The 25,074-nt window shown below is 73.9% G+C and carries 11 protein-coding genes; 9 read left to right on the top strand and 2 right to left on the bottom strand.

What is annotated here, in order from left to right:
• Window positions 1–39: 39 nt before the first annotated feature.
• On the top strand, window positions 40–1,356 hold the full coding sequence (locus EV384_RS26480; protein WP_130337485.1) for an erythromycin esterase family protein: 1,317 nt from the start codon (window positions 40–42) through the stop codon (window positions 1,354–1,356).
• Window positions 1,357–1,485: 129 nt separating this feature from the next.
• On the opposite strand, the gene EV384_RS26475 is transcribed toward EV384_RS26480, so the two are convergent.
• Entirely contained in the window at window positions 1,486–2,274 is a 789-nt protein-coding gene (locus tag EV384_RS26475; RefSeq protein ID WP_130337484.1) for a lipopolysaccharide biosynthesis protein, read from the bottom strand.
• Window positions 2,275–3,032: 758 nt separating this feature from the next.
• Between EV384_RS26475 and EV384_RS26470 the strand changes: the two genes are divergently transcribed.
• The gene (locus EV384_RS26470) at window positions 3,033–4,256 is read left to right on the top strand and encodes a multidrug effflux MFS transporter (protein WP_130340838.1); all 1,224 of its coding nucleotides are present in this window, start codon (window positions 3,033–3,035) and stop codon (window positions 4,254–4,256) included.
• A 261-nt stretch (window positions 4,257–4,517) separates the two neighbouring features.
• On the opposite strand, the gene panD is transcribed toward EV384_RS26470, so the two are convergent.
• Window positions 4,518–4,955: an aspartate 1-decarboxylase gene (gene panD, locus EV384_RS26465; protein WP_130337483.1), complete on the bottom strand. Its 438-nt coding sequence runs from the start codon at window positions 4,953–4,955 to the stop codon at window positions 4,518–4,520.
• Between the two features lie 763 nt (window positions 4,956–5,718).
• Between panD and EV384_RS26460 the strand changes: the two genes are divergently transcribed.
• The 7 genes from EV384_RS26460 to EV384_RS26430 all read left to right on the top strand — a co-directional run bounded on the left by EV384_RS26460 (window position 5,719) and on the right by EV384_RS26430 (window position 25,073).
• On the top strand, window positions 5,719–6,822 hold the full coding sequence (locus EV384_RS26460; RefSeq protein ID WP_130337482.1) for a potassium transporter TrkA: 1,104 nt from the start codon (window positions 5,719–5,721) through the stop codon (window positions 6,820–6,822).
• A gap of 13 nt (window positions 6,823–6,835) precedes the next feature.
• Window positions 6,836–8,206, top strand: coding sequence for a DUF6002 family protein (locus tag EV384_RS26455; RefSeq protein WP_130337481.1), 1,371 nt, complete (start codon window positions 6,836–6,838; stop codon window positions 8,204–8,206).
• Window positions 8,206–10,701 carry a non-ribosomal peptide synthetase gene (locus tag EV384_RS26450; RefSeq protein WP_130337480.1) on the top strand — a complete coding sequence of 832 codons (2,496 nt, stop codon included), beginning with the start codon at window positions 8,206–8,208 and terminating at the stop codon, window positions 10,699–10,701. Before EV384_RS26455 ends, EV384_RS26450 begins: the two co-directional genes overlap by 1 nt.
• A gap of 58 nt (window positions 10,702–10,759) precedes the next feature.
• On the top strand, window positions 10,760–12,511 hold the full coding sequence (locus EV384_RS26445; RefSeq protein ID WP_130337479.1) for a beta-ketoacyl synthase N-terminal-like domain-containing protein: 1,752 nt from the start codon (window positions 10,760–10,762) through the stop codon (window positions 12,509–12,511).
• Complete coding sequence (locus EV384_RS26440; protein ID WP_130337478.1) at window positions 12,508–15,747, top strand: alpha/beta fold hydrolase; 3,240 nt, start codon at window positions 12,508–12,510, stop codon at window positions 15,745–15,747. The genes EV384_RS26445 and EV384_RS26440 overlap by 4 nt, the downstream gene beginning before the upstream one ends.
• A complete protein-coding gene (locus tag EV384_RS26435; protein ID WP_130337476.1) occupies window positions 15,744–19,442 on the top strand; it encodes a non-ribosomal peptide synthetase in 3,699 nt (1,232 codons plus the stop codon). The genes EV384_RS26440 and EV384_RS26435 overlap by 4 nt, the downstream gene beginning before the upstream one ends.
• 93 nt (window positions 19,443–19,535) lie before the next feature.
• Window positions 19,536–25,073 (top strand): type I polyketide synthase, encoded by a 5,538-nt coding sequence (locus EV384_RS26430; RefSeq protein WP_242624303.1) that lies wholly within the window; start codon window positions 19,536–19,538, stop codon window positions 25,071–25,073.
• Window position 25,074: the final 1 nt, after the last annotated feature.

Below are 25,074 nucleotides of genomic sequence, written 5' to 3'. Positions count from 1 at the left end.
GGCGCGGGCCCGGGTAGCCGCCGGGAAGGGACGGCACCGATGGGAGCGACTGTGGCGCGGTATTCGGATGAGGTGGTGGCGCTGGCCGCGCCGCTGACGGACGCGGGGGATCTCGACGTACTCGTGGACCGTATCGGCGACGCCCGGGTGGTGATGCTGGGCGAGGCGAGCCACGGTACCCACGAGTTCTACCGCTGGCGGGCCGAGCTGACCCGGCGCCTGATCGCTGAGCAGGGCTACTCGTTCGTCGCCGTGGAGGGTGACTGGCCGGATTGTGACCGGGTCGATCGGAGCGTCCGCTGCCGCGCCGACGCGCCGGAGGACCCGTACCACGCGCTCGCCGCCTTCGAGCGTTGGCCGACCTGGATGTGGGCCAACGAGGAGGTCGTCGACTTCTGCCGCTGGTTGCGGGGGCACAACACCGGCGTCGATCCGGAGGGTCGAGTCGGCTTCCACGGGTTGGACGTCTACTCGCTGTGGGAGTCGCTGCGGGAGATCCTGGTCTGGTTGCGCGAGCGGGAACCAGGGTTGGTGCCGGCCGCGCTGGCCGCGTACCGCTGTTTCGAGCCGTACCGGGAGGACCCGCAGGAGTACGCGATGGCCACCCGGTTCGTGCCCACCAGCTGCGAGAACGAGGTCGTTGACCTGCTGGTCACGCTCCGCGCCACGGCCGCCGACCCCGAGCGGGCCGGCGGTGACCCGGGGTCCCGCTTCGCTGCCCGGCAGAACGCCGAGGTGGTGGCCGGCGCGGAACGCTACTACCGGACGATGGTCGCCGGTGGGCGGCAGTCCTGGAACGTTCGGGACCGGCACATGGACGAGACCCTGGACCGGCTCCTCAACCACTACGGCCCCGGATCGAAGGCTGTGGTGTGGGCGCACAACACCCATGTCGGTGATGCCCGGGCGACCGACATGGCCGACGCCGGGGAGATCAACATCGGTCAGTTGGCCCGCGAGCGGTACGGCGCCGACCACGTGACGCTCGTCGGCTTCGGCACCCACCACGGCACCGTCGTCGCGGGCGGTGTCTGGGGCGCGCCGACCGAGTTGATGGCAGTGCCGCCGGCCATGACCGGCACCCTGGAGGACGTCCTGCACCGGTCAGCCCCCGAGCGGGCGCTCTTCGTCTTCCCTCAAGCTGACCGGCCCGACCTGCTCACCGACGAGCTGGACCATCGGGCGATCGGGGTGGTCTACCACCCGGAGCGGGAACGGCTGGGCAACTACGTGCCGACCGTGCTGGGCGATCGGTACGACGCCTTCTGCTGGTTCGACGCCACCCAGGGAGTGCGCCCCCTGCACATCGGCCGGGCCGGCGCGCGGGAGCCGGAAACCTTCCCCTCCGGCGTCTGAGACCTCCCAAAGAAGACCGAAGTGGTCAAGGTGTCGGCGCTGTGGTGGGACCAGGTTCGTGATCTCTGTCCGGCGCGGCCCGCTGGCGCGCCTGGCAGCGGCGGCGCAATGAGCCGCCCCTGCCCACGGTCAGCTCAGGTCACGGAACCGCTGGATGATGACGATGACGAACGCGACGAGCAGCGGTGCGGCGACCATGTCGAGGATCCGGAGGACCTTCCGCCGCGCAGGCTGCGCGGTGAGCTGCACCACGATCCGGGCGATGAGCACCGGACGGTCGGGCAGCGTCGCTTCGGTACGGCGCGCCCGCAGCCGGGGCAGCAGCCGGCGGAAGACCAGCACGTTGACGGGAATGAGCGTCGCGACGACCGCGAGGTTCCACGAGACGCCGGCGACGCAGAGGGCGAACGCCACCGCGAGCAGGGGAGTGCGGTGCAGGAATTCGAGCCGGCCGGCGACCATGGGTGCGAGCAGCAGGAACCCACCGCTCAGGACGAGCGCCGCCAGGCAGCTGACCCCGTAGGCGTACCCGACCAGCCGGCTGCCCTGCGCGGCGGCGGTCGGCAGGAAGCGGGCGAGCGCCCCGTTCAGGTTGAGCTGGGAGAGGTTGCTCAGGAACGACATCGTCGACACCTTCGCCGCGCCGATGCCCAACTCGGCCGGCGAGTAGAGGCGGGCGGCGAGAGCCCAGTACGCGATGCCGAGCAGCGAGCTCACCGCCGTGTTGAGCATCAGCGCGTAGACGTTGCCGTTCAGCGGGTCGCGCAGGTGCTGGCGCAGCCGTACGCCGATCGGCTCGGCGACGGTGCCGACGCCGGGAGCGGCGCGACCGACCGACGCGTCGGTGGTCAGCAGCCCCCCGCGCGGGCGTCGCTCGCCTGCAGCCCTCCTCGATGTCCCGCAGCGACGAAAGGTCACCAGCCGTCTGGGTGCAGCGCGATCAGCCCGCGTTCGCGCCGGTCACGCTCGGCCAGCCGCTCGGCCGACGCGCCCCCGGCAGGGAGCGAGCTGGGAGCAACGGGGGTGTACTCAACGGCGCTGAACCGCACCTTGGCGGCGCTGCAATGCACCCACCGGCACCCTCGCCTAGGTGCGGCTCCGCGTTTTGCCAGCCCAGAGGTGGTTTTAGCGTCCCGTTCAGCCAACTGCACGCGGCATGGAACGGCAGTCAACGGCAATCTATATCGCCTGGCAGGGGCTATCCGCAGGTCAGCGCGACGAGGAACTGGCGGGCATTCAGGCCTTGCTGGTGGGTGCAGCTTGGCGAAGTGGTCACCGCGTCGGAATCGCTCACCCGGCCCGGGCGGTCAATGAGGCTCCGACCAGCAACGATGCGGGGGTTCTGGTGGCCGTGACCGCCAGCGGTAGCGCTGCGGGCGTTGGCTGCGCCTGCGCAAGATCCCCAGCGAGGGACTGCGAGGGCCCTGGCGCCACAGGCGGCTGAGGATGCTCCGCTGGTCGGCCTGTCAGGGCCATCGCGCTGCCGCCGCTCGACTGTGACCTGAGATACCTCCCGGTCGACGGGGAATCAGCTCACCGGATCCGGGCTTGGAGCCGAATGTGACTCCTGCCCTGTTCTCCGCCCGGCTGCGCAACGACCGGTCGGCGGCGACCCGATGACCGCCACCGTCGACGCCCCCGAGGGTCCGGCAGCCCCGCTGACGCCGGGCGACCTGATGAGCCCCCGACAACGCCTGCGGCTCGTCCTCGTGCTCGGGTCGCTGATCGCGGTGGGTCCGCTGACCATCGACATGTACCTGCCCGCGCTGCCCGCGATCGTCGCCGACTTCCAGACCACGTCGGCGGCCGTCCAACTGACCCTCACCGGCACGCTGGCGGGCCTCGCCATCGGCCAGTTGCTGATCGGTCCGCTGTCCGACGCCGTCGGTCGGCGCGCGCCGCTGATCGCCGGCATCGCGCTGCACGTCGTGGCGTCGGTGCTCTGCGTCATCGCACCGAACATCGCCGTTCTCGGCGGATTGCGGGTGGTGCAGGGCCTCGGCGTCGCAGCGGCCTCGGTGGTCGCGATGGCCGTGGTCCGCGACCTGTTCAGCGGCGCGGCCTTCGCCAAGCTGCTCTCCCGGCTGCTGCTGGTCATGGGGGCCGCGCCGATCCTCGCTCCGACCCTCGGTGGCTGGTTGCTGCGCTGGACGGACTGGCGCGGTGTGTTCGTGGCCCTGGCCGCCTTCGGTGTGCTGCTCGTCGTGGTCGCCGCGCTCGGTCTCCGCGAGACGCTGCCGGCCGATCGGCGCCAGCGCGGCGGGGTGGCCGCGACGGTGATCGTGTACGGCTCGCTGCTGCGGGACCGTACGTTCGTGGGCCTGGTTCTGGTCGCCGGGCTGGCCATGGCGGCGTTGTTCGCCTACGTGGCCGGGTCGTCGTTCGTCCTGCAGGAGCAGTACGGGCTGGACGAGCAGCAGTTCGGGCTGGCCTTCGGCGCGGGCGCGGTCGGGCTGATCGCGGCGACCCAGTTCAACGTACGGCTGTTGCGCCGTCACTCGCCGCAGCGGATCCTCGTCGCCGCCCTGGGCGTGGGGACCGGGGCCGGCTTGGCGCTGCTCGCCTTCGCCGCGACCGGGCTCGGCGGGCTGCCGAGCGTGCTGGTGTCGTTGTGGGTGGTGCTCGGGGCGGCGGGCCTCGCGATGCCGAACGCGCCGGCCCTGGCCCTGTCCCGGCACGGGGAAGCGGCCGGTACGGCCTCCGCTCTGCTCGGCGCCGTGCAGTTCGGCGTCGGCGCGCTGGCCGCGCCCCTGGTGGGTGTGCTGGGCACCGGCGCGGTGGCCATGGCCCTCGTCGTTGCGGGTGGCATGGTGGCGGCGATGGTGGTGCTGCTCGTGGTGGTGCGGCCGGCCCGGCTCGCCGACCTCGAGCCGGACGCGGTGGTCGTCGCAGCGCACTGAGAATCGTCGCGCTTCATGGCGGCCATGCCGAACGCCGGGCGGACGGGCGCGGCAGTGGGAAGCCCGAGGCCGCCGAGGACGACGGATCCGGTGAGTGCTTGAGGCGGTTGGGTCGGCAGCCGGCCGCGCGTCGCGGCTTGCGTAGCGCACGCCGGGCCGGCTGCCGAGCTGCGGGTGGTCGCGGGCTACCGCGCCTCCGGCGGGAACCGCTCCGGCTCCGCGCCGGCAAGCCGCCCACCAGCCCGCGACGCGCCGGACGGCCTAGGCACCCGAGCGATCGCCGGCGCCCCGCAGAACCGCGCCGGAGACCAGGCCGTGGCCGTCCGGCACCCCCACCGCGTCATGCCCCTGGCTGACCACCTTGTTCTCGGCGTCCACGAACACGACGCTGGGCTTGAAATCGCGCGCGCCCGACTCCTCAACGAGCGCGTAGGCGATGAGGATGACGAGGTCCCCGGGGCTGATCAGCCGAGCGGCGGCCCCGTTGATACCGATGACCCCGGAGTTCCGGGGACCCTCGATGACGTAGGTGGACAGCCGCGCGCCGTTGTCGATGTCGACGAGGTCGACCTTCTCGCCGGGCAGCAGATTGGCTGCCTCCATGAGATCCGCGCTGACGGTGACGGAGCCGACATAGTGCAGATCGGCCTGCGTCACCGTGGCTCGGTGGATCTTCGACTTCATCATGGACCTGAACACGTGTCATGAGCCTTTCGCCGTGACGTCCGCGTCCGTACACGGACGGTTCGGTTGAGGGAGAGAAGGAGCCGTGTCGGGCTCACCATGACCGCGCCATCCTCTGACGCGCACCGCGGTCGGCCGTGCCGTGCGCCGTCATCGGCAGACGGTCCACGAGGACGAGGCTCCGCGGGACGATCTCGTGCGCCAGGTCCCGCCCCGCTGGGGCGCCGGGTTCCGCCTCGGCGTCCGCCGCCCGGCCAACGACGTACGCGGTGAGCCGGGAAAACTCGCCGTCCCATGCCGACGATCACGCCGTCGGCATGGGACGACCGATCTTGCCGAGCCGCTCGCACCACGAGGTCATCTTCTGCTCGTCCATGCTGCCGACGCTACTGTCCCGACGCGATCCTGTCCGGGTCCGGGAGCACGCTCTCGTACTTCGCCTGGTCCGCCTGGGAAGTGCGGGCTGCAGCGTAGCTCAGCACCACGGCTGCCGTGCGGTGCGCCTTCTCGCCCCGCACCTCGCGCCCTTGCCAGGCGGCTGACCAGGCCGACTTTCTGGACCGGATGATGTCCGAGATGGACTACCCCCCCGTGGGATTCCGTGGCAATATCCCGGAAGAGATGTCGGGTGGTCGATGTGATCCATGCGACTGTCTCGATGTAGTCCGCAGTGTCGCGGGCGTACGTCTGTCGGTGGGGGAGGCGTGCTTGTCATGCTCCATGCCATGATCCAGTCCAAGGTTCGGCTGCGCACACTGGCCGGTCCGGTCGACCCCCGATGACCCCTCGGCGCATCGCGGTTGTCGGCAGTGGTGCCCTCGCCCGCGCCCTCGGCCACTCTCTGGCAGCCTTCGCACCGTCCCACCCGGCCGGCCGACCCGACGTACCGGTCACAGTCACCCTGCTGGCCCGCGACGGTGCCGCGGTCGCCGAGCTCGCCCGGAGCTGCCGGGCCCGGGCCGCGGTCAGCGGCAACCCCGTCTCGTTCACCGCCGAGCCGCTGACCGACGAGGTCGAGACGCTGGACCGGCTCCGGCCCGACGTGCTGGTCTGCTGCGCCTCGGCGCAGTCCCCGTACGAGCGGGTGACCGCGCCCTCGGCCTGGACCAGGCTCATCGCCGAGGCCGGGTTCGGGGTCACCCTTCCGCTGCAGGCCACGCTCGCCGTGCGGCTGGCCCGGGCGGTGGCCCGGGTGAACCCCGGAACCCGATTCGTCAACGGCGCCTTCCCCGACATGGTGAACCCGCTGCTGGTCGCCCTCGATCTGCCGGTGCTGTGCGGGATCGGCAACGTGTCCACCCTCGCGGCCTGCCTGCGGGCCAGTCTGAACCTGGCGCCCGGTGACCGACTTGCGATGCTCGGCCACCACGTGCACCTCGTCGCCCCGACGGATCCGGGCGACGAGGTACGTGCCTGGTCCAACGGCACCCCGGTGACCGGCGTAACCGCGCTGCTGGCCGCCGATCGGGCGCTGCCTCGCGGGGAACTCAACGCCATCGGCGGGCACGCCGCAGCCCGGTTGCTGCTCGATCTCGTCACCGGCGCCGAGATCCGCGCCAACCTGCCCGGGCCGATGGGGTTGCCCGGTGGGTACCCGGTCCGGATCTCCGCCGGGACGATCGTCCTGGACCTTCCCGCGGGAATCACCCGCACCGCCGCCGTCGACTGGAACCTCCGGGTCGGGCGACGGGACGGTGTGCAGGTGGTCGACGGGCGGATCGAATATTCACCTGCCGCCGCCGCCGCGATCGCCGACCACCTGCCCGACATCGCGGACGGGTGGACACCTTCGGCCCTCGACCAGGTCACCGAAGAACTCACCGCGCTACGAGGACGGCTCAGGCTGGCGCCACCCGCGCCCGCCCCCGCCCGGCTGGCCTGACCAAGGAGACCAGATGCTGTCCACGCCGCCCATCGTCAACGCCCGCAACCTGATCGTCGACTACTACGACCTGATTCCGGCCGCCGTCGCCCGTTGCGGCGCCGCCCCGGGAGGCACGGCCGGAACGCCCGGCTTCGCGCCCGGCTTCGACCTGCCGGTACTGACCGACGAGATCCGGGAGTTCTTCGCCGCGGCCACGGCGACCTGGCGTTCGTTGGGGGAGTACCAGGGGCACCCGGTCCAGTTCATGGACCTGACCGGCAACCCCGGCACGCACACCACGAAGACGTTCGCCTCGATGCTCATCGTGGCCCGAGCGGTGGAGCACATCCGGCGTACCGGTGAGTCGATCTGCATCTTCACCCCCACCTCGGCCAACAAGGGAATCGCCCTGCGTGACGCGGTGGGGCGGGCGTTGGCGGTCGGTCTGGTCAAGCCCGACCAGCTGTCGGTGGTCGTCCTCGCTCCCGCGTCCACCCGGCACAAGCTCCGGTCCGACCGGTTGGCCGGCGACCCCGCCCTGCGCCGACTGAACCCGCTGTTGCGGTTCACCGGCGGCGCCGCCGAAGGCGTCAAGGCGCTCGGCCGGGCGTTCGTCGACGAGTACGCCGCCGAGGCGTACGACAAGTACGGCCTGAACCTCTGGTACTCCCTTGACCTGCGCAACTACCTGGTGGCCGACGCCGCCCGCGCGGCGTTCGAGGCCGACGCGTCGCCGACCTCGTCGGCCGCACCGCGCTGGCACGCGCACGCCGTCTCCAGCGCGTACGGGCTGCTCGGCTACAACCTCGGCCGGGACGTGCTCGAGGCGACCGGTCGGGCCGAGCCGGCGGATCGGCCCGGCTTCCTGCTCGTGCAACATCTCGGCACTCCGGACATGGTGCTCAACCTGCGGCATGACAGCTTCTCCCGGTCGCACCTGCCCCGCTACCAACGGGACCAGGCGGGCGGCGGGTGGACGCAGCGCGAGGATCCGCACTTCCCCGAGGTCACCGACGAGCCGGACGAGATCCTCGACCCGACCTTCTACACGCATGAGCCGGTCACGTCACCGGCGATGAACGACCTGGTCCGACGGTTCGGTGGCGACGGCATCGTGGTGTCCCGCCGCGAATGCGTGCGGCGCTACCCGATGCTGCGGGACTGGTTCGCAGACGGCACCCGCCCGCTCCCGGCGGACCCCGCGCAGCTGCGCGAGTGGTCGATCGTGATGGCCCTGACCGGCGTGCTCAACGCGATCGACCGCGGGATCGTACCGGCCGGCCACGAGATCGTGCTGCACGGATCCGGCTGCTACACCGGCGCCGACTACGTGACGGCCGAGCCGGACGCGGAGGTTTCCACCGTGGACGGGATCGCCGCGGCGGTCCTCGGTTGCCGCTGATGGGGCCGACCCCCACCCCGCTGGTGTCAGGTCCGGTCACGACCGCCGAACCGGAGCCGCCTGAGCGCCGTTCGACGGTCGTGCTCGACGCCGGGCTGAGCAGGCGGCTGACCGAACTCGCCGCCCGCCACGGCGTACCGCGGGAGGTCGTGGCGGTGGTCGCGGTGGCCCTGCTGGTACGCCGCTGGACCGGGCGGTCCACGGTCCCGGTCCGCTGCCCGGACGCCGGGTACCTGCTGGACCTCACCGGTGACCGGCCGGTCCGGGAGGTGCTGACCGGCGTGGCCGCGCCGATCCGGCGGACGAGCCGCACCGACGAGTGCGCCGACCCGTCGGCCGGATCGGCCGAGTCGTCGTCGGCGCCGGTCGCACCGTTCGCCGACGGGATCGAGCTGGCGACCCGGACCGACGTGTCGCGGTGGGAGATCCGGCTCGGTGACTGTCCGGCGGAGCTGGTCGAACCGCTGCTGGCCGACCTGGTCACCCTGCTCGCCGCGCTCGCCGGCGACGACGGTGTCTCCACCGCGCACCTGCTGCCGGTCTCGGCGTACGAGCGGCGCCGGGCGTCCCGGTGGGCCGAACTGCACGGCGGCGCTGCCGGCGCCCGACCTGAACGCGCACCGGGAGACACCATCCCGGGCGCGTTCGCCGCGCAGCTGCGTCGGACGCCGGACCACCCGGCGGTGCTCGCCGACGACGGGTGCCTGACCTACCGGAAGTTGGCGTCGGCGGTGGTGGCGACCGCCACGGTCATCCGGTCCACGGCCGGGACGCGACAGGGCGGCCAGGTCGCGCTGCTCTGCCGGCACGGCGCCGGTACCGTCGTCGCGCTGCTCGCGGCGCTCTCCGCCGGCCGGGCCTACGTCCCGCTCGACCCGACCTTCCCGGCGCACCGGTTGGCCCACATCCTCGCCGACAGCGATGCGGACGTGCTGCTCACCGACGCCGCACACGCCGACCTGGCGGACCGGTTGCGGGACCTCGCCGGCCGGGCCGACCTGCGCATCGTGCCGGTGGCGTCGGCGGTCGGACCGGCCGACCTGGCCGACCTGGCCGTCGGGCTGGCCACCCCGGCCGGCCCGGACGACCCGGCGTACCTGCTCTACACGTCCGGGTCGACCGGCACCCCGAAGGGGGTCGTGCAGAGCCACCGCAACGTGCTGTTCGGCGTCGGCAACCACATCCGCAACTTCGCCCTGACCCCCGCCGACCGGACCAGCGTGCTCACCTCGTTCGGCTACGACATGGCGGTCACCGACACGTTCAGCGCGTTGCTGTCCGGCGCCGCCGTCGTGCCGGTGGACATCCGCAGCGAGGGCCTCGGTCACCTCGCCCGCACCTTGGCGACGCGGGGCGTCACCGTCTACCACTCGACGCCGACCGTCTACCGCTATCTGTGCGCCAGCCTCGGCCCGGACGGCGCACTGCCGGACATCCGCGCCGTGCTGCTCGGGGGCGAGGAGGTGACCCGGCACGACGTCGAGCTCGCCCGTCGCCACTTCGCCCCGGGCGCCGTGTTCGTGAACGGCTACGGCACGACCGAGATCAGTTTCGCCGCGCAGGACCACCTGCCGGCCGACGCGCCGCTGGCGCACGCGGTCGTGCCGGTCGGGCATCCGCTGGACGGCATCGACGTCCTGCTGCTCGACCCGGCGGGCCGGCCCACCTGCCTGACCGGTGAGGTGGCGGTCCGTTCGGCGCACGTGGCGCTCGGCTACTGGCGGTTGCCCGAGCTGACCGCCGGCCGGTTCGGCGACCATGACGGGGTCCGGACGTACCGGACGGGGGACCTGGCCCGGCGGCTGCCGGACGGACGGCTGGTCTATCTCGGCCGGGCGGACCGGCTGGTGAAGATCCGCGGGCACCGGGTCGAACTGGGCGAGGTGGAGGCCGCCCTGGCCGCCCTGCCGGGCGTCGGGCACGCCGCCGTCGTGGCCCAACGCCGGACCGGCGGTGCCGGCGCGGGCGACAAGGAGATCATCGGGTACGTCGTGCCGTCGCCCGACGCCTCGGTCGAACCGACAGCGCTGCGGGCCGGCCTGGCGATCCGGCTGCCCGACTTCATGCTGCCCCGCACCGTGGTGGCGGTGGACGCCCTGCCGATGGGGGTGACCGGCAAGCTGGACGTCGCCGCCCTTCCGCCGCCGCCACCGGGGCCATTCGTCGACGCGGCCGGCCAGGACCCGCTGGAGGCGATCATCGCCGCGACCTGGTGCGAGGTGCTCGGCCTGGACCGGGTCGGCCGGGAGACGGCCTTCGTCGACCTGGGTGGCCATTCGCTGCTGATGGCGCTGGTGCAGCAGCGCCTGCAGGCGACGTTGAACCGGCGGATCCCGCTGGTGCGGCTGTTCGAGTTTCCCACCGTCGCCGGGCTGGCCGCCCAGCTGCGCGAAGGCGTTCCGGTCGACGGGCCGGGAGGGGAGGACGGTGCGCTGCTGCGCGCCGCCGGTCGGATGCGCCGACGCCGCCGGGCGCGGTCAGGGGAGACAGCGTGAGCGCGAGGAGTGAGCCGGGTTTGCGAGCCCCGCAGTCGCGAACGAAAGGTGGGGCGGAATGACGGACGACGACCGGATCGCGATCGTCGGGCTGGCCTGCCGGGTGCCCGGTGCCGAGGGACCGGCCGAGTTCTGGGCGAATCTCACCGCTGGGACCGACGCGGTACGGCGGTTCTCCGCCACCGAACTGACGGCGGCCGGGCTGCCCGCCGAGACGGCCAACGACGCCAGCTTCGTGCCCGCCTTCGGTCGGCTGGCCGGGCTCACCGACTTCGACGCGGCGCTGTTCGGCTACTCCGCGGCCGATGCCGCCCTGCTGGATCCGCAGCACCGGCTCTTCCTCGAGGTGGCCTGGTGGGCGCTCGAGGACGGCGGCTACGGCCGGCCGGACCCGGAGACCCAGATCGGGGTGTTCGCCGGCTGCGCCGCCAACCGCTACCTGCGTCACCACCTGCTCGGAAACCCGGCCGTGCAGCCGGCCGGCAGCCTGCCGGAGGACTGGGACGACCTGCTGGCCGGCGGCACCTGTGACTACCTGCCGAGCCGGGTGGCATACGCGTTGGACCTGACCGGTCCGGCGGTCGCCGTGCAGACCTCCTGCTCGTCGTCGCTGGTGTCGGTCTGCCAGGCGGCACAGAGCCTGCTCGACTACCGGTGCGACCTGGCGATCGCCGGAGGCGCCGCGGTGGTGTCCACCCGGCAGATCGGCTACCGGCACCGTCCCGGTGGCACGCTCGCCGCCGACGGCGCCTGCCGGCCGTACGACGCGGACGCCTCCGGCCAGGTGTTCGGCAACGGCGCCGGGGCGGTACTGCTCAAGCGGCTCGCCGACGCGGTCGAGGACGACGACCACATCTACGGGGTGCTGGCCGGCTGGGCGGTGAACAACGACGGCGCCGACCGCGCCGGTTTCACCGCCCCGGGCGTCACCGGGCAGGCCGCCGTGGTGGCGGAGGCGCTCGCCGCAGCCGGTTGGCAACCGACCGACGTCGGCTTCGTCGAGGGGCACGGCAGTGGCACCGCGATCGGCGACGCGCTGGAGATCCAGTCCCTGACCCGGGCCTTCCGGATGCACACCGACCGGTCCGGGTACTGCGTCCTGGGCTCGGTGAAGTCCGGCATCGGCAACCTGGACGCCGCCGCCGGGGTGATCGGCCTGATCAAGGCGGTGCTCGCCGTGCGGCACGGGGTCATCCCCGGCACGCTGCACTTCAGGCGGCCCCACCGGGACGTCGACCTGGCGGCCACCCCCTTCGTGGTCACCGCGACCGAGCAGAAGTGGGCCGGTCCCCGGCGGGCCGGGGTCAGCTCCTTCGGGCTCGGCGGCACCAACGCGCACGTGCTGGTCGAGGAACCACCGGTCCGCCCGGCGGCGGACGGGGGACCACCCTGGGCACTGCTGCCGCTGAGCGCGGCCGGCCCCCGGGCGCTGCGCCAGCTCGCCGGTCGACTGGTGGAGCACCTCGACACCGGGTCCGATCGATCGCTGACCGATGCGGCGTACAACCTGGCGACCGGCCGGCGACGGCTGCCGCACCGGGCCGCCGTCGTGGCCCGGGACCGGTCCGGGGCGGTGGCGGCGCTGCGGTCGCTGGCCACGGGGTCGGAGCCCGAGGAGGCCCGGGTCGTCGGGCCGGTGCCCGCGGACGCCCCGGCCGAACTGGGTGACCGGGCCGCCGAGTGGCTGCGCGGCGGTGAGGTGCCCGCGACCGCCGGGCGGCGGGTGCCGCTGCCCGGCTACCCGTTCCAGCGCGACCGGCACTGGATCGAGCCAGCCGGGCCCGCGCCGCTGACCGGGGTGCGGCCATGAGCGCCGCCGACGCCCGGACCGGGACGGCGGGCCGACCCGTGACCCCGGCGGCACAGTGGTACGTCAGCCTGCGTCCCCCGGCCGACTCCGGTCCGCTGCTGCTCTGCCTGCCGCCCGCCGGGGCCGGCCCGAGCAGCTTCCGGGACTGGCCGGCGGCCCTGCCCGCCGGAGTGGGACTCGACGTGCTGGCCCTGCCCGGGCGGGAGGCGCGGATCATCGAATCGCCGACCTTCGACCTCGGCCAGGTGGTCGAGGCGGTCCGGCAGCGGGCCGACCGGCCCTACGCGATGTACGGGCACAGCATGGGCGGCCTGCTCGCCTTCGAGGTGGTCCGCGAACTGCGCCGCCTGGGCGCCCGGCTGCCGAGCCGGCTCTACCTGGGCGGGAGCCGACCGCCGCAGCTGCCGAAGACGCTGGCCCGGATCGCCGACCTGCCGGACGAGGAGTTCCTGGCCCGCATCGCCGAGCTGGGTGGCCTGCCGCAGGGGGTGCGGGACGTACCGGAGCTGCTGGATCTGATCCTTCCGGCGCTGCGGGCCGACTTCGACTGGCTCAACCGGTACACGTACCGACCGGAGGCGCCGGTGCCGGTGCCGTTGGTCTGTCTGGCCGGCACCGGCGACCGGGACGCCGATCCGATGACGATGGCCCACTGGGCCGAACACACCGCGGTCGGCTGCACTGTGCGCACGATCCAGGGTGGACACCTGTTCTTCGCCGAGCGGGCCGAAGAGGTGGCCGCGCTGGTCGGCGCAGACCTGCTCGCGGCCACCGGCACCACGACGACGGTCCGGGCCGGCACCGCGACCACAACGGGCACCGCGACCGCCGGGGCCACGCCTGGCCCGCGGACCCCGGCGGAGGAACGGTCGCCGGGGTCGGACCCGGTGGCCGAGCACCTGATCCCGCTCGGCAGCGGTGGTTGGCGGGTGTGGCGCGAGGGTGTGCTGCGGGCCGCCGGCTTCCCGGCCGACGGGGTGCTGCGGCTGACCGCGCCGGAGCTGGCCGCGGTGGCGGACGCCCACCTGGACGGCACCGTGACCGAGGCCGAACTGCTGCCGGTGCTGGGCGCCGCGGTGGCCGAGACCAGCAAGATGATCTACGACCTGGCCGGCGATCCGCTGTTCCGGGAGGCGGTGACCTGGCAGAACCTCAACGCGCTCACCGCCCTGGACTCGGTGCGCCGGGGCGGCCCGGACGAGCGGAGCCACGACAAGCGGCGGGCCCGCGAGCAGGCGATCGGCCGGTACTGGCAGCGGTACACGGCGAAGAACGACACCATCGGCTTCTTCGGGCCGATCTGCTGGGCGACGCTCACCCGGCGGACCCCGACGACCAGCATCACGGCCGGCCCGGCGCTGGTCCGGCGCCGGATGGTCGCCTTCGAGTGGCGGGCGCTGGCGGCGTTCGGTGACCGGATCGCCACCGACCCGGCCGTCCGCCGCTGGTTGCCGGCCGGGCTGCACGCGCCGTACCGGCTCGCCGACGAGCGGCGGGTGTCGCGCCCGGCGGCACCAGCGGTCGTGCTCAGCCCCGCCGAGGCGGCGGTGGTCGCCCGGCTGGACGGCCGGACGCCGGTGGTCGAGATCGCCCGGCACCTGGTGGCGGAGGAGCCGACCGCGCAACGCGGACTGCGCAACGACGACAACATCTACCTCTTGCTGGATCGGCTGGTCGACCGCGGTCTGCTCTGGTGGGGGGTCTCCCTGCCGATGAGCGGCGCGGCGGAGGGTCGACTTCGCGAGGTGATCGAGGGGATCGGGGAGGCGGACCTGCGACGGCCGGTCGAGGCGGACTTCGCCCGGCTGTGCGCGGCGCGGGACGAGGTCGCGGCGGCGGCCGGCGACCCGGACCGGCTGTACCGGTCGCTGCGGGCCCTGCACGCCGACTTCACCGAGCTGACCGGCCAACCCGCCATGCACCGGCCGGGCGAGACGTACGCCGGCCGGGCCGTCTGCTACGAGGACACCGTCCGGGACCTCGACGTGACACTGGGGGCGGCCGTGCTGGACACCGTGGCCGCGCCGCTCGACGTGCTGCTGCGGGCGGCCCGCTGGTTGACCGTGGCGATCGCCGAGGCGTACGGGGTGGCGTTCCGGGGACTCTACGAGGAGTTGGCCGCCGAGGCGGGCGACCCCGAGGTGGGCTTCGCCGACTTCTGGTACCTGGCCCAGGGGCCGCTCTTCGGCACCGGGGAGCGGCCGATCGACGCGGTCTCGGCCAGGCTCGCGACGCGGTTCGGTCGGTTGACCGGGCTGGACGACGACCCGACCGGGGACACCCGGCTGGTGGAGCTGTCCGCCGCCGACCTGGCCACCCGGGTCGACGAGATCTTCCCGGCCGACCGTCCCGGCTGGTCGGCGGGCCGGATCCACAGTCCGGACCTGCAGATCTGCGCCGCCAGCGTCGAGGAGATCGACCGGGGTGCGGCGACCGTCGTGCTCGGCGAGCTGCACACCGCCTGGTCCACCCTGGACAACTCGGTGTTCGCCTCCGGTCACGACGCGCCCGAGCAGCTGGCGGACTGGCTCGCCGCGGACCTCGGCCCCGGCCGGGTACGTCTGCTCTTCCCGCCGTCGATGCCGCGGCACACCGCCCGGGTGACCTTCGCCCTGCAGCACCGGACGGATGTCCAGCTCGCCTTCGTACCGGCACCCGGCGCCGATCCGCGGTGCGTGCCGATCACCGCCCTGCGGGTGCGCCCCGTCGGCGGGGAGCTGGTGGTGGACGGGGCCGGGCACGGGCCCTGGCCGCTGCTGGAGGTGTTCAGCGAACTGCTGTCGATGCACGCGGCCGACGGCTTCAAGCTGGTCACCACCCGGTCGCACACCCCCCGGATCGTGATCGACCGGCTGGTCGCCGTACGGGAGACCTGGCGGACGAGCATCGACGAGTCCGGCTTGGCCAGCGCCACCGGAAGCCTCGGTCGTTACCTGGCCGTGCGGCGCTGGCGCCGGTCGTTGGGACTGCCGGAACGGGTCTACGTGAAGCTCTCCACCGAGACGAAGCCGTGCTACGTCGACCTGTCCAGCCCGATGTTCGCGTCGTCCCTCTGCGCGATGGTCCGGGCGGCACGGCAGCAGGCCGGCGGCGCGGCGGCCATCGTGGTCAGCGAGGCGCTGCCCGGCCCGGACCTGGCCTGGGTCCCGGACAGCCAGGGCCGCCGGTACCAGTCGGAACTGCGGATCCAGGTGGTCGATCCGGCGCTGCCCTCGACGATGGAGGTGACCCGATGACCGGACACGAGGCGCTCACCGACACCCGCGGCGGGCAGGACGCGGGCGGTCGGGCAGGAGCGGATCGCGCGGCGCCGTACGCCGTCGGACCGGACCGGGACTACCCGGAAGCCACCCTGGTCGACCTCATCCTCGCCGCCGCCGCCCGCCGCGGCCCGGCGGTCGCCGTCCGGCAGTGGCACGAGGTGCTCAGCTACACCGAACTGGTCGACCGGGCCGGGGCGCTGGCGGCCACCCTGCGCGGTCACGGCGTCGGCCCGGAGACCCGGGTCGGCATCTGCGCCGAGCGGCGGCCGGACCTGCTCGTCGCGGTGCTCGGCGTGCTGCTGGCCGGCGGGTGCTACGTGCCGCTGGACCGCGCCCACCCGCAGCGGCGGTTCCGGGAGATCGCCCGGGACGCGGGGCTGTCGACCGTGGTGATCGACAAGGCCGGCCGCGAGGCGCTGTCGGACCCGGACCTGCGGCTGGTGAACATCCCCACCGAGCCGGTCGGTCCGCCGCCGGCCGCCGTGGCCTGCCCGGCCCGCCCGGACAACGCCGCGTACGTGCTCTACACCTCGGGGTCGACCGGCCGGCCCAAGGGTGTCGTGGTCAGCCACCGCAGCGTCGTCGCGCACGTGACGGCGTTCGGGGCGTACAGCGGCGCGGACGAGACCTGCCGGGCCTTCGGATTCGCCCCGCTCGGCTTCGACGCGTCGGTGCAGGATCTGTTCATCCCGCTGGTCGCCGGTGGCGAGATCGCCCTGGTGCCCGACGCGGACCGGGTCGACCCGGTCCGGCTGCAGCGGTTCGCCGAGGCGCACCGGGTGACCTGGGGGTGCCTGCCGGCCGCGCTGCTGCCGCTGCTGGATCCCGACCGGCTGCCGCACTGGCGTACGGTTTTCACCGGGATCGAGTCGCCCGCCCCCGAACAGGTCGAGCGCTGGACCGGGCCGGCGGATCGTCCGACCCGCTGGTTCTCCAACGGCTACGGCCCCACCGAGGCCACGGTCTGCGTCACCGGCTACCTGGCGAGCGGATCCTGGGACGGGCCGGTACCGATGGGCCGGCCGTTGGCCAACCACCGGATCCACCTGGTCGATGCCGATGGCGACCTGGTGCCACCCGGCACGCCCGGCGAGGTGCTGATCGGCGGTGTCGGCCTGGCTCGCGGCTATCTGGGTCGGCCGGCCCTGACCGCCGAGCGGTTCGTTCCCGACCCGTTCTCCGGCGAGCCGGGCGCGCGGTTGTACCGCACCGGCGACCGCGCCGTCTGGCTGCCCGACCGGCAACTGCTCTTCCTCGGCCGGATCGACCGGCAGGTCAAGGTCCGCGGCCAGCGGGTGGAACTCGGCGAGGTGGAGGCGGTGCTGGGCGAACACCCGCAGGTCCGGCAGGCTGCGGTCGTACCGGCCGACGGTCCGGCCGGCACCGAACTGGTCGCCGTCGTGGCGCCGGCGCTGTCGCCGCCGGACGGCGAGCTGCTCGAGTTCCTCCGGCAGCGGGTGCCGGACGTGATGGTGCCCCGGCGGCTGCTCCGGCTGGACGAGCTCCCGCTCACCCCGTCGGGCAAGCGGGACGCGGCGCGGCTCGCCGAGCTGGCCGCGGCCGGGTTCGCCGCGCTGACCGGGTCGTCCGACGAGAAGTCGGCCGGTGCCGCCGGCGCGGGGCTCGACGCCACGCCGGCCAGCGGGCTCGCCGGCAGCGCCGGTGCCTCCGGGACGCCCGACGAACGGGCGGTCGCCGGCGCCTGGCGGCGGGTGCTCGGCGCCCGGACGGCGGACCGCGACGACGACTTCTTCGCCGCCGGCGGGACCTCGCTGTCGGCGATGCGAATGGTCGCCCTGCTCCGCGACGAACTCCGTCGGGACGTCTCCGTGGCGGACATCCTCGAGGGCCGTACGCTCGGCGGTCTGGCCGCCCGGGTGGCCGACGCGGACCGGCTCACCGAGCCGGAGCTCATCCCGGGCCAGCCACCGACCCTGTCGCCGTCCCAGCGCCGGCTGTGGTTCCTGGACCAGCTCGCGCCCGACTCGGCGGCCTACAACACCGCCATGGCGGAGCGGCTGCGCGGCCGGCTGGAGCTGACCGCGTTGCGCGCCGCGCTGCGGGCCGTCGCCGACCGGCACGAGGTGCTGCGCTGGCGGATCACCCGGGTCGCCGGTGCCCCGCACGTGATCTGTGATCCACCGGGTGACGTGCCGTTGACCGTGGTCGACGTGTCCGGCATGGGCCGGGTCGACCGGGAGGCCGCGTTGCGGGCCCGGCTGCAGGCCAGCGCCGCGACCCGGTTCGACCTGGCCACCGGACCGGTGTGGAAGGCCGAGCTGTACCGGCTGGACGCCCACGAGCACGTCCTGGCGATGACGTTTCACCACGCCGTGTTCGACGGTTGGTCGCAGGCGGTGCTGTACGACCAGTTCGCCACCGCCTACCGGGCGGCCCGGGACGGTACGGCGCCGCTGGACCCGCTGCCGGCGACGTACGCCGACTACGCGGTCTGGCGGGCCGCTCGGGACCGGCTGCGCGGGCCGGACGACCTCGCCTGGTGGACCGCGCACCTGGCCGGCGCGCCGACCGTGCTGGAGTTGCCCGCCGACCGGGTACGCCCGGCCGCGCAGACCTACCGCGGCGAGTTCGCCAGCGCGCCGTTCACGCCCGAACTCGACGCCCGGGTACGCGGACTGGCGACCCGGCTCGGCGCGACGCCGTCCACCGTCCTGCTGGCCGCCTTCGGCGAGGTGCTGCGCCGACTGGTGGACCGCACGGACCACGTGGTGGGCGTCGTGGTCGCCGATCGCCGGCTGGCCGCCGTCGCGGACCTCGTCGGGTTCTTCGTGGACATCGCGCCGGTCCGGCTGCACACCGACGGCGGGAGCAGCTTCACGGATCAGGTGCTGGCCTGCCGGCAGGAGTTGCTCGACGTGCTGGCCCATCCGAACGCGCCGCTGGAGCGAATCGTCCAGGAGCTGTCCGTACCGCGGGACCCGGCCCGCCCACCGCTGGTCCAGGTGCTGTTCAACGTGTTCAACTTCGCCGAGCCGGCCCTGGACCTGCCGGACCTGGTCGCCGAGCGGGTGCCGGCCGGTCTGCCGGGTTCGCCGTTCGACCTGACCCTCTACCTGGTCGAGCGCAACGGCGTGCTGGCGCTGGACGCGGTCTACAACCCGGACCTGTTCGCCGCCGCCCGGATCGCCGATCTGCTCGACGGCTACCTGGCGGTGCTCGACTCGCTCACCGACGCACCCGAACGGCCTGCGGACTCCGCTCCGGCGCCCGCGCTGTCCCGGGTCCGGGCGGGCGCGGTCCGGTCGACTCCGCCGCCCACGCCGGCAGGCCGGGCCCCGGTCGGTCCGGCGGCCGGCGCCGATCCGGTCGCACCGTCCGGCCCGAACGAGGAACTGGTGGCCCGGGTGTGGCGGGAGACGTTGCGCGTCGACCGGGTGGGTGCCACCGACAGCTTCTTCGACCTCGGCGGGCACTCGATCGCCATGGCCGAGGTGCAACACCGGCTCGCCGAGGCGATCGGGCGCGAGATCGCCCTGGTGGACCTCTTCCGCTATCCCAACGTCCGCGCCCTGGCCGCGTTCCTGGACGGTGCGGAGAACAGCGACGGAATCCACCTGGCCCTGCAACGCGCCGCCGACCGCCGGGCCCGGGCGCGCGGCCGGCAGCAGCGGCGGCCCACCGGCACCCCCGGGCGGGCAGACCCGTGACCGGGCCCGTCCCGCCGGCCGGGGCCCGCCGCAGCCGGGTCCGTCGCCAATCGTCCCGCCGCGTCAGCGGCACCGCGAGATAGAGGAGTCAGCGTGGTCCTCCATATCCGCTCCGACATCCTGTCCGACGACGGGGTCGAGCCGTTGGCCATCGTCGGGCTGGCCGCCCGGGTGCCCGGTGCCGACGACCTCCGGCAGTTCTGGCGCAACCTGGTGGACGGGGTTGAGTCGGTCACCTCGTTCAGCCGGGAGGAGCAGCTTGCCCGGGGCGCGAAGCTGTCCGAGGTGGACGATCCGGGCTGGGTCTCCCGGGCGCCGATCATCGACGGGTTCGACCAGTTCGACGCCGGGCTGTTCGGGATGACGGCCAGGGAAGCCGAGGTGATGGACCCGCAGCACCGGTTGTTCCTGGAGTCGTGCCACGCCGCGCTGCAGGACGCCGGATACGACCCGGCCCGCTACGACGGGGCGATCGCCGTGTACGCCGGCACCGGCAGCCAGACCTACCTGCGGGAGAACATCCTCCGCAACAGCCGGGTCAGTGGTTCGCCGAGCAGCGTGGTGTCCATCAGTACCGGCAACTCGCCGAACTACGTGACCACCACACCCTCCTACCGACTGAACCTGCGCGGCCCCAGCCTGACCGTGCAGACCGCCTGCTCGACCTCCCTGGTCGCCTTCCACCTGGCCTGCGAGGCGTTGCGCAACGGGGAATGCGACATGGCGCTGGCCGGTGGGGTCAACCTGGAGATGCCGCACGGCATCGGCTACCTGGGCATGGACGGGTTCACCTCTCCGGACGGGCACTGCCGTCCGTTCGACGCCGGGGCGAACGGCACGGTGTGGGGCAGTGGGGTCGGGGTCACCCTGGTCAAGCGGCTCGCCGACGCGGTCGCCGACGGCGACACGATCCGGGCGCTGGTCCTCGGCAACGCGATCAACAACGACGGCGCGCAGAAGGCCGGGTTCACGGCGCCCAGCGTCGACGGCCAGCTGGCCGCCGTCGCTCAGGCGGTCGGCACGGCCGCGATCGACCCGAGGACCATCACGTACGTCGAGGCGCACGGGACCGGCACCGCGCTGGGCGACCCGATCGAAGTCGCCGCGCTGTCGGCCGTGTACGGGCAGCACACCAGCGAGCGCGGGTGGTGCGGGCTCGGCTCGGTGAAGTCCAACATCGGCCACCTCAGCCAGCCCTCCGGCATCGTCGGCGTGATCAAGACGGTGCTGGCGATGGAACACCGGCTGATCCCGCCGACCATCAACTACGAGCGGCCGAACCCGGCCATCGACTTCGCCGAGACCCCGTTCCACGTGGCCAACGCGCTGGCCAAGTGGGAGACCGACGGGGTGCCCCGGCGGGCCGGGGTCAGCTCGTTCGGCATCGGTGGCACCAACGCCCACGTGATCCTCCAGGAGGCGCCGGAGTCGACATCGGTCGCACGGCGGTCGCGGCCACGCCGTACCCGGTTGGTTCGGGTCTCGGCGAGGACGGCGACCGCGCTGGAGCGTGCCGTCGAGCAGCTCGCCGACCACCTGGAGACCGCCCCGGACGGAACTCCCGAACACCTCGCCGACGTGGCCCACACGCTGCGCGTCGGCCGACCGGAGTACCCGCACCGGACCAGCGTGGTCGCCGACGACCTGCCGGCGACGGTCGCCGCCCTGCGGGACAAGCGTCGCCGGCAGACCGCGGTCGTCGACGGGGCCGCGCCGCCGGTGGCGTTCCTCTTCTCCGGCCAGGGCGCCCAGTACGCCGGCATGGGTGCCCAGCTGTACGCCGAGGAGCCCGCCTACGCCAAGGTGGTGGACGACTGCGCGGTGCTGCTCGAACCGCACCTCGGTCTGGACATCCGCGACCTGATCCTCGGCCGGGACCCCGGGGCCGAGGAGAAGCTGACCGAAACCCGGTACACCCAGCCGGCGTTGTTCGCGGTCGAATACGCGCTGGCGGCCACCTGGGCGATGCTGGGCGTACGCCCGGCGGCGATGATCGGGCATTCCATCGGCGAGTACGTCGCCGCCACCCTGGCCGGTGTCTTCACCCTGCCCGACGCGCTGCGGGTGGTCGCCGCCCGGGGCCGGCTGATGCAGTCGATGCCGGCCGGTTCGATGCTCGCCGTCGCGTCCGACGAGTCCGAGGTGGCCGGCCTGCTGCCGGACGGGGTCACGATCGCCACGGTGAACGGGCCGGGCACCTGCGTGGTGGCCGGCGAGACCGCGGCGATCTCGGCGTTCGCCGACAGCCTGCCGGGCAGGACCAAGAAGCTGCGGACGTCGCACGCGTTCCACTCGCCGATGATGGACCCGATCCTGGCCGAGTTCACCCAGGTGGTGGCCGCGGTCCCGCTCGGCCGGCCGCGGACCCGGTTCCTGTCCAACGTCAGCGGCGCCTGGATCACCGACGAACAGGCGACCGACCCCGGTTACTGGGCGACGCACCTGCGCCAGCCGGTCCGGTTCGGCGCCTGCGTCGCCACCCTGCTGGCCGAGGGGCGCTGGTCGCTGGTCGAGTGCGGTCCCGGCCGGCAGCTGGCCGGCCTGGCGCGGATGCAGGTGGCGCGGGCCGCCGCGCCGGCGCAGCGGGCGCTCACCCCGCTGGCGAGCCTGCCCGGTCCGGCCGAGTCGACCAGTGACGTGGCCACGCTGTCCAGCTCGATGGGCGCCCTGTGGGTGCGTGGAGTGCCGGTGCGCCCGCTGCCCGGCGAGGACGACGGCCACACCGGGGACGGTCCGCCCGCGCTGTTCCGGGTGCCGCTGCCGGTCCACCCGTTCGAGCGCAGGCGCTACTGGGTGGACCCGGACCCGGAGCAGCTGGCCGTGGCGGTCGTCCCGCCCAGCGGGCCCCGCGAGCTCGCGGACTGGTTCGCGGTGCCGACCTGGCGCCAGGCCGCGCCCGATCCGCGTAACGCGCCGATCGGCCGCTGCCTGGTCTTCGTCGACGGGCCGCGTGGCGACGAGTTGTCCGGTGCGTTGCGCGACGCCGGTGCCGACCTGGTCGAGGTGCGGCCGGGACCGGCCTTCGGCCCGACGCCGCACGGCTTCCGGCTTCGGCCGGGCGTCCGGGAGGACCACGACGCCCTGGTCGGCGCGTTGTCCGCGGCCGGTGTGCCGGCGCGGATCGTGCACGCCTGGGCGCTGGACGGCGAGCCCGCCGGCACAGACATCGCCGCCGCCTGGGCCGCCCAGGACCGCGGGTTCTTCAGCGCGCTGCACCTGGTCCAGGCGCTCGCCGGGGCGGGGCTGACCGCCGGCGAGGAGGGCGCCGGGCCGGTCCGGTTGGAGCTGGTCACCTCGGGCGTCGGCGACCCCGCCGGCGGCGACCTGGTCCGTCCTGAGCACGCCACCCTGGCCGGGCTGGCCCGGGTGCTCCCGGTGGAACAGCACGGGCTGAGCGTCCGGCTGATCGACGCCGATCCGGCCGCCACCGACCCGTCGGCGCTGGTGGCCGAGCTGTGCCGGCCGGCCGACGGCGGGCCCGCCGAGGTGGCGTTGCGCGGGGTACGTCGCTGGGTCACCGGGTTCGAGCAGGTCAGCCTGGACGGTGCGGCGGAGTCCGGGGTGCTGCGCGAGGGCGGTCGCTATCTGATCACCGGCGGCCTCGGCGGGATCGGCATCACCCTGGCCGAGGACCTCGCCGCGCGGGTGCGGGCGCGGCTGGTGCTGCTGGCCCGCTCCGGGCTGCCGGCCCGCGAGGAGTGGGACAGCTACCTGGCGGTGTACGGCAGCGACCGGACCGACCGGGTGGGTCGGGCCATCGCGGCGATCCGCCGGATGGAGCGTGGCGGGGCCGAGGTGCTGGTGCTGGCCGCCGACGTGACCGATCCGGCCGACCTGCGCCGGGTACGCGACCAAGCCGAGGCGGCGTTCGGCGGGGTGGACGGCATCGTGCACGCCGCCGGCCTGCCAGGCGGCGGGATGGCCGAGGTCAAGGAGCGGGCCGAGGCCGAGCGGGTGCTGGCGCCGAAGCTCGCCGGCACCCTCGCGCTGGCCCAGGTCTTCGGTGACCTGCCGATGGACTTCGTCGCGCTCTGCTCGTCGATCACCTCGGTGGCGGGCGGTCTCGGTCAGGTCGACTACTGCGCGGCCAACAACTTCCTCGACGCGTACGCCCGGGCCGGCCACGGCTGGCGCGCCCCGGTGGTGGCGCAGAACTGGGGCGGCTGGGCGGAGATCGGGATGGCCGTCGAGACCACCTCGGCCACCCTCCGTCCGGCGGGCCGGGAGACCGTCACCGGGCGGGTCGACCACCCGATGCTGACCACCCGGGTCAGCGGTCCGGACCAGATCGTCGTGCACGGGGTGGTCTCGGCCGCCACCCACTGGGTGCTGGATGAGCACCGGATCGGTGGCGTACCGGTGGTGCCGGGCACGGGGCACCTGGAGTGCGCCCGCGCCGCCGTCGCGAGCGGCGTGCCGGCGCCGGGCGCCGGGCAGGTGATCGAACTGAATGACGTGGCCTTCCTGCAGCCCTTCACGGTGCCGGACGGCTCGGTGGCGCAGTACCGGGTCGAGCTGTCCACCGAGGACGGGACGTTCCAGATCCGCAGCCTCGGCGGTGGCCGGACGCGCACCCACGTACGCGGATCGGTTGGCTGGGCCGCGGCGGGCGACGCCCCGGTGCTGGACCTCGCCGCGGTGATCGGCCGGTGCCGACGGATCGACGGCGGCCGGCCACGGACCGGAATGGTGACCTTCGGGCCGCGCTGGGACGTGCTGCGCGAGCACCACGTGGGCGACGGTGAGGAGCTGGCCCGGATCGAGGCGCCCGCGGTGTCCGCCGGTGACCTGGCGGCCTGGGGGCTCCAGCCGGCGATGCTGGACGTCGCCACCGCATTCGGCCGCGGCCGGGGCGAGGGCAGCTACCTGCCGCTGTCCTACGGTCGGGTGGTCGTGCGCGGCGACCTGCCAGGCACCTTCTACAGCCACCTGCGGCACCGGGACACCACGACCGACGACGTCGTCGTGGCCGACCTGTCGCTGGTCGACGCGGACGGCCGGGAACTCGTCGCGATCAGCGAGTTCGTCCTGCGCCGGGTGGACCAGGCGGCGGTGACCGGCGACCTCGTCGCACCGGCGGCCGGGCCGGTCGCCGGGCAGCCGGGCGAGCCGGTGGACACGGCGCCGGCCGGCCCGTCGGGAGAGATCAGGCCGGCCGACGGGGCCGAGGCCTTCCGCCGGAGCCTGGGCGCGGGTCTCGGACCGCAGGTGGTGATCACCACCCGGCCGGTGGACGACATCCTGCGCCGGACCCGGCAGCGGGCCACCGACGCCGACCCGGACCAGCCGGACGGGGCGACCGCGCCGGCCACCGGTGGTGGTGGCACGGCCGGCCCTGGCGGCGGGCTGGAGGCGGCCATCGCCGCGGTGTGGCGGGACAACCTCGGCGTGGACGACATCGGGGTGGACGACGACTTCTTCGAGCTCGGCGGCAACTCGCTGGTGGCGGTCCAGCTGATCGCCTCGATGCGCAAGGCGGTCGGGGTACGGCTGCCGATGCGCAGCCTGTTCGAACGGCCCACCATCGCCGGGCTGGCCGCGCTGATCGAACAGCTGCGGGCCGAGGCGCCCCCGGAAACCCCCGCCGCCGACCCGGCGGCCACGACCATCCCGCGGCTGCCCCGCGGGTGAG

This window comes from Micromonospora kangleipakensis (genome assembly GCF_004217615.1).
GTDB lineage: Bacteria > Actinomycetota > Actinomycetes > Mycobacteriales > Micromonosporaceae > Micromonospora > Micromonospora kangleipakensis.
Note: the sequence above shows the minus strand (reverse complement) of the source record. Positions and strands in the feature narration are given on the sequence as shown.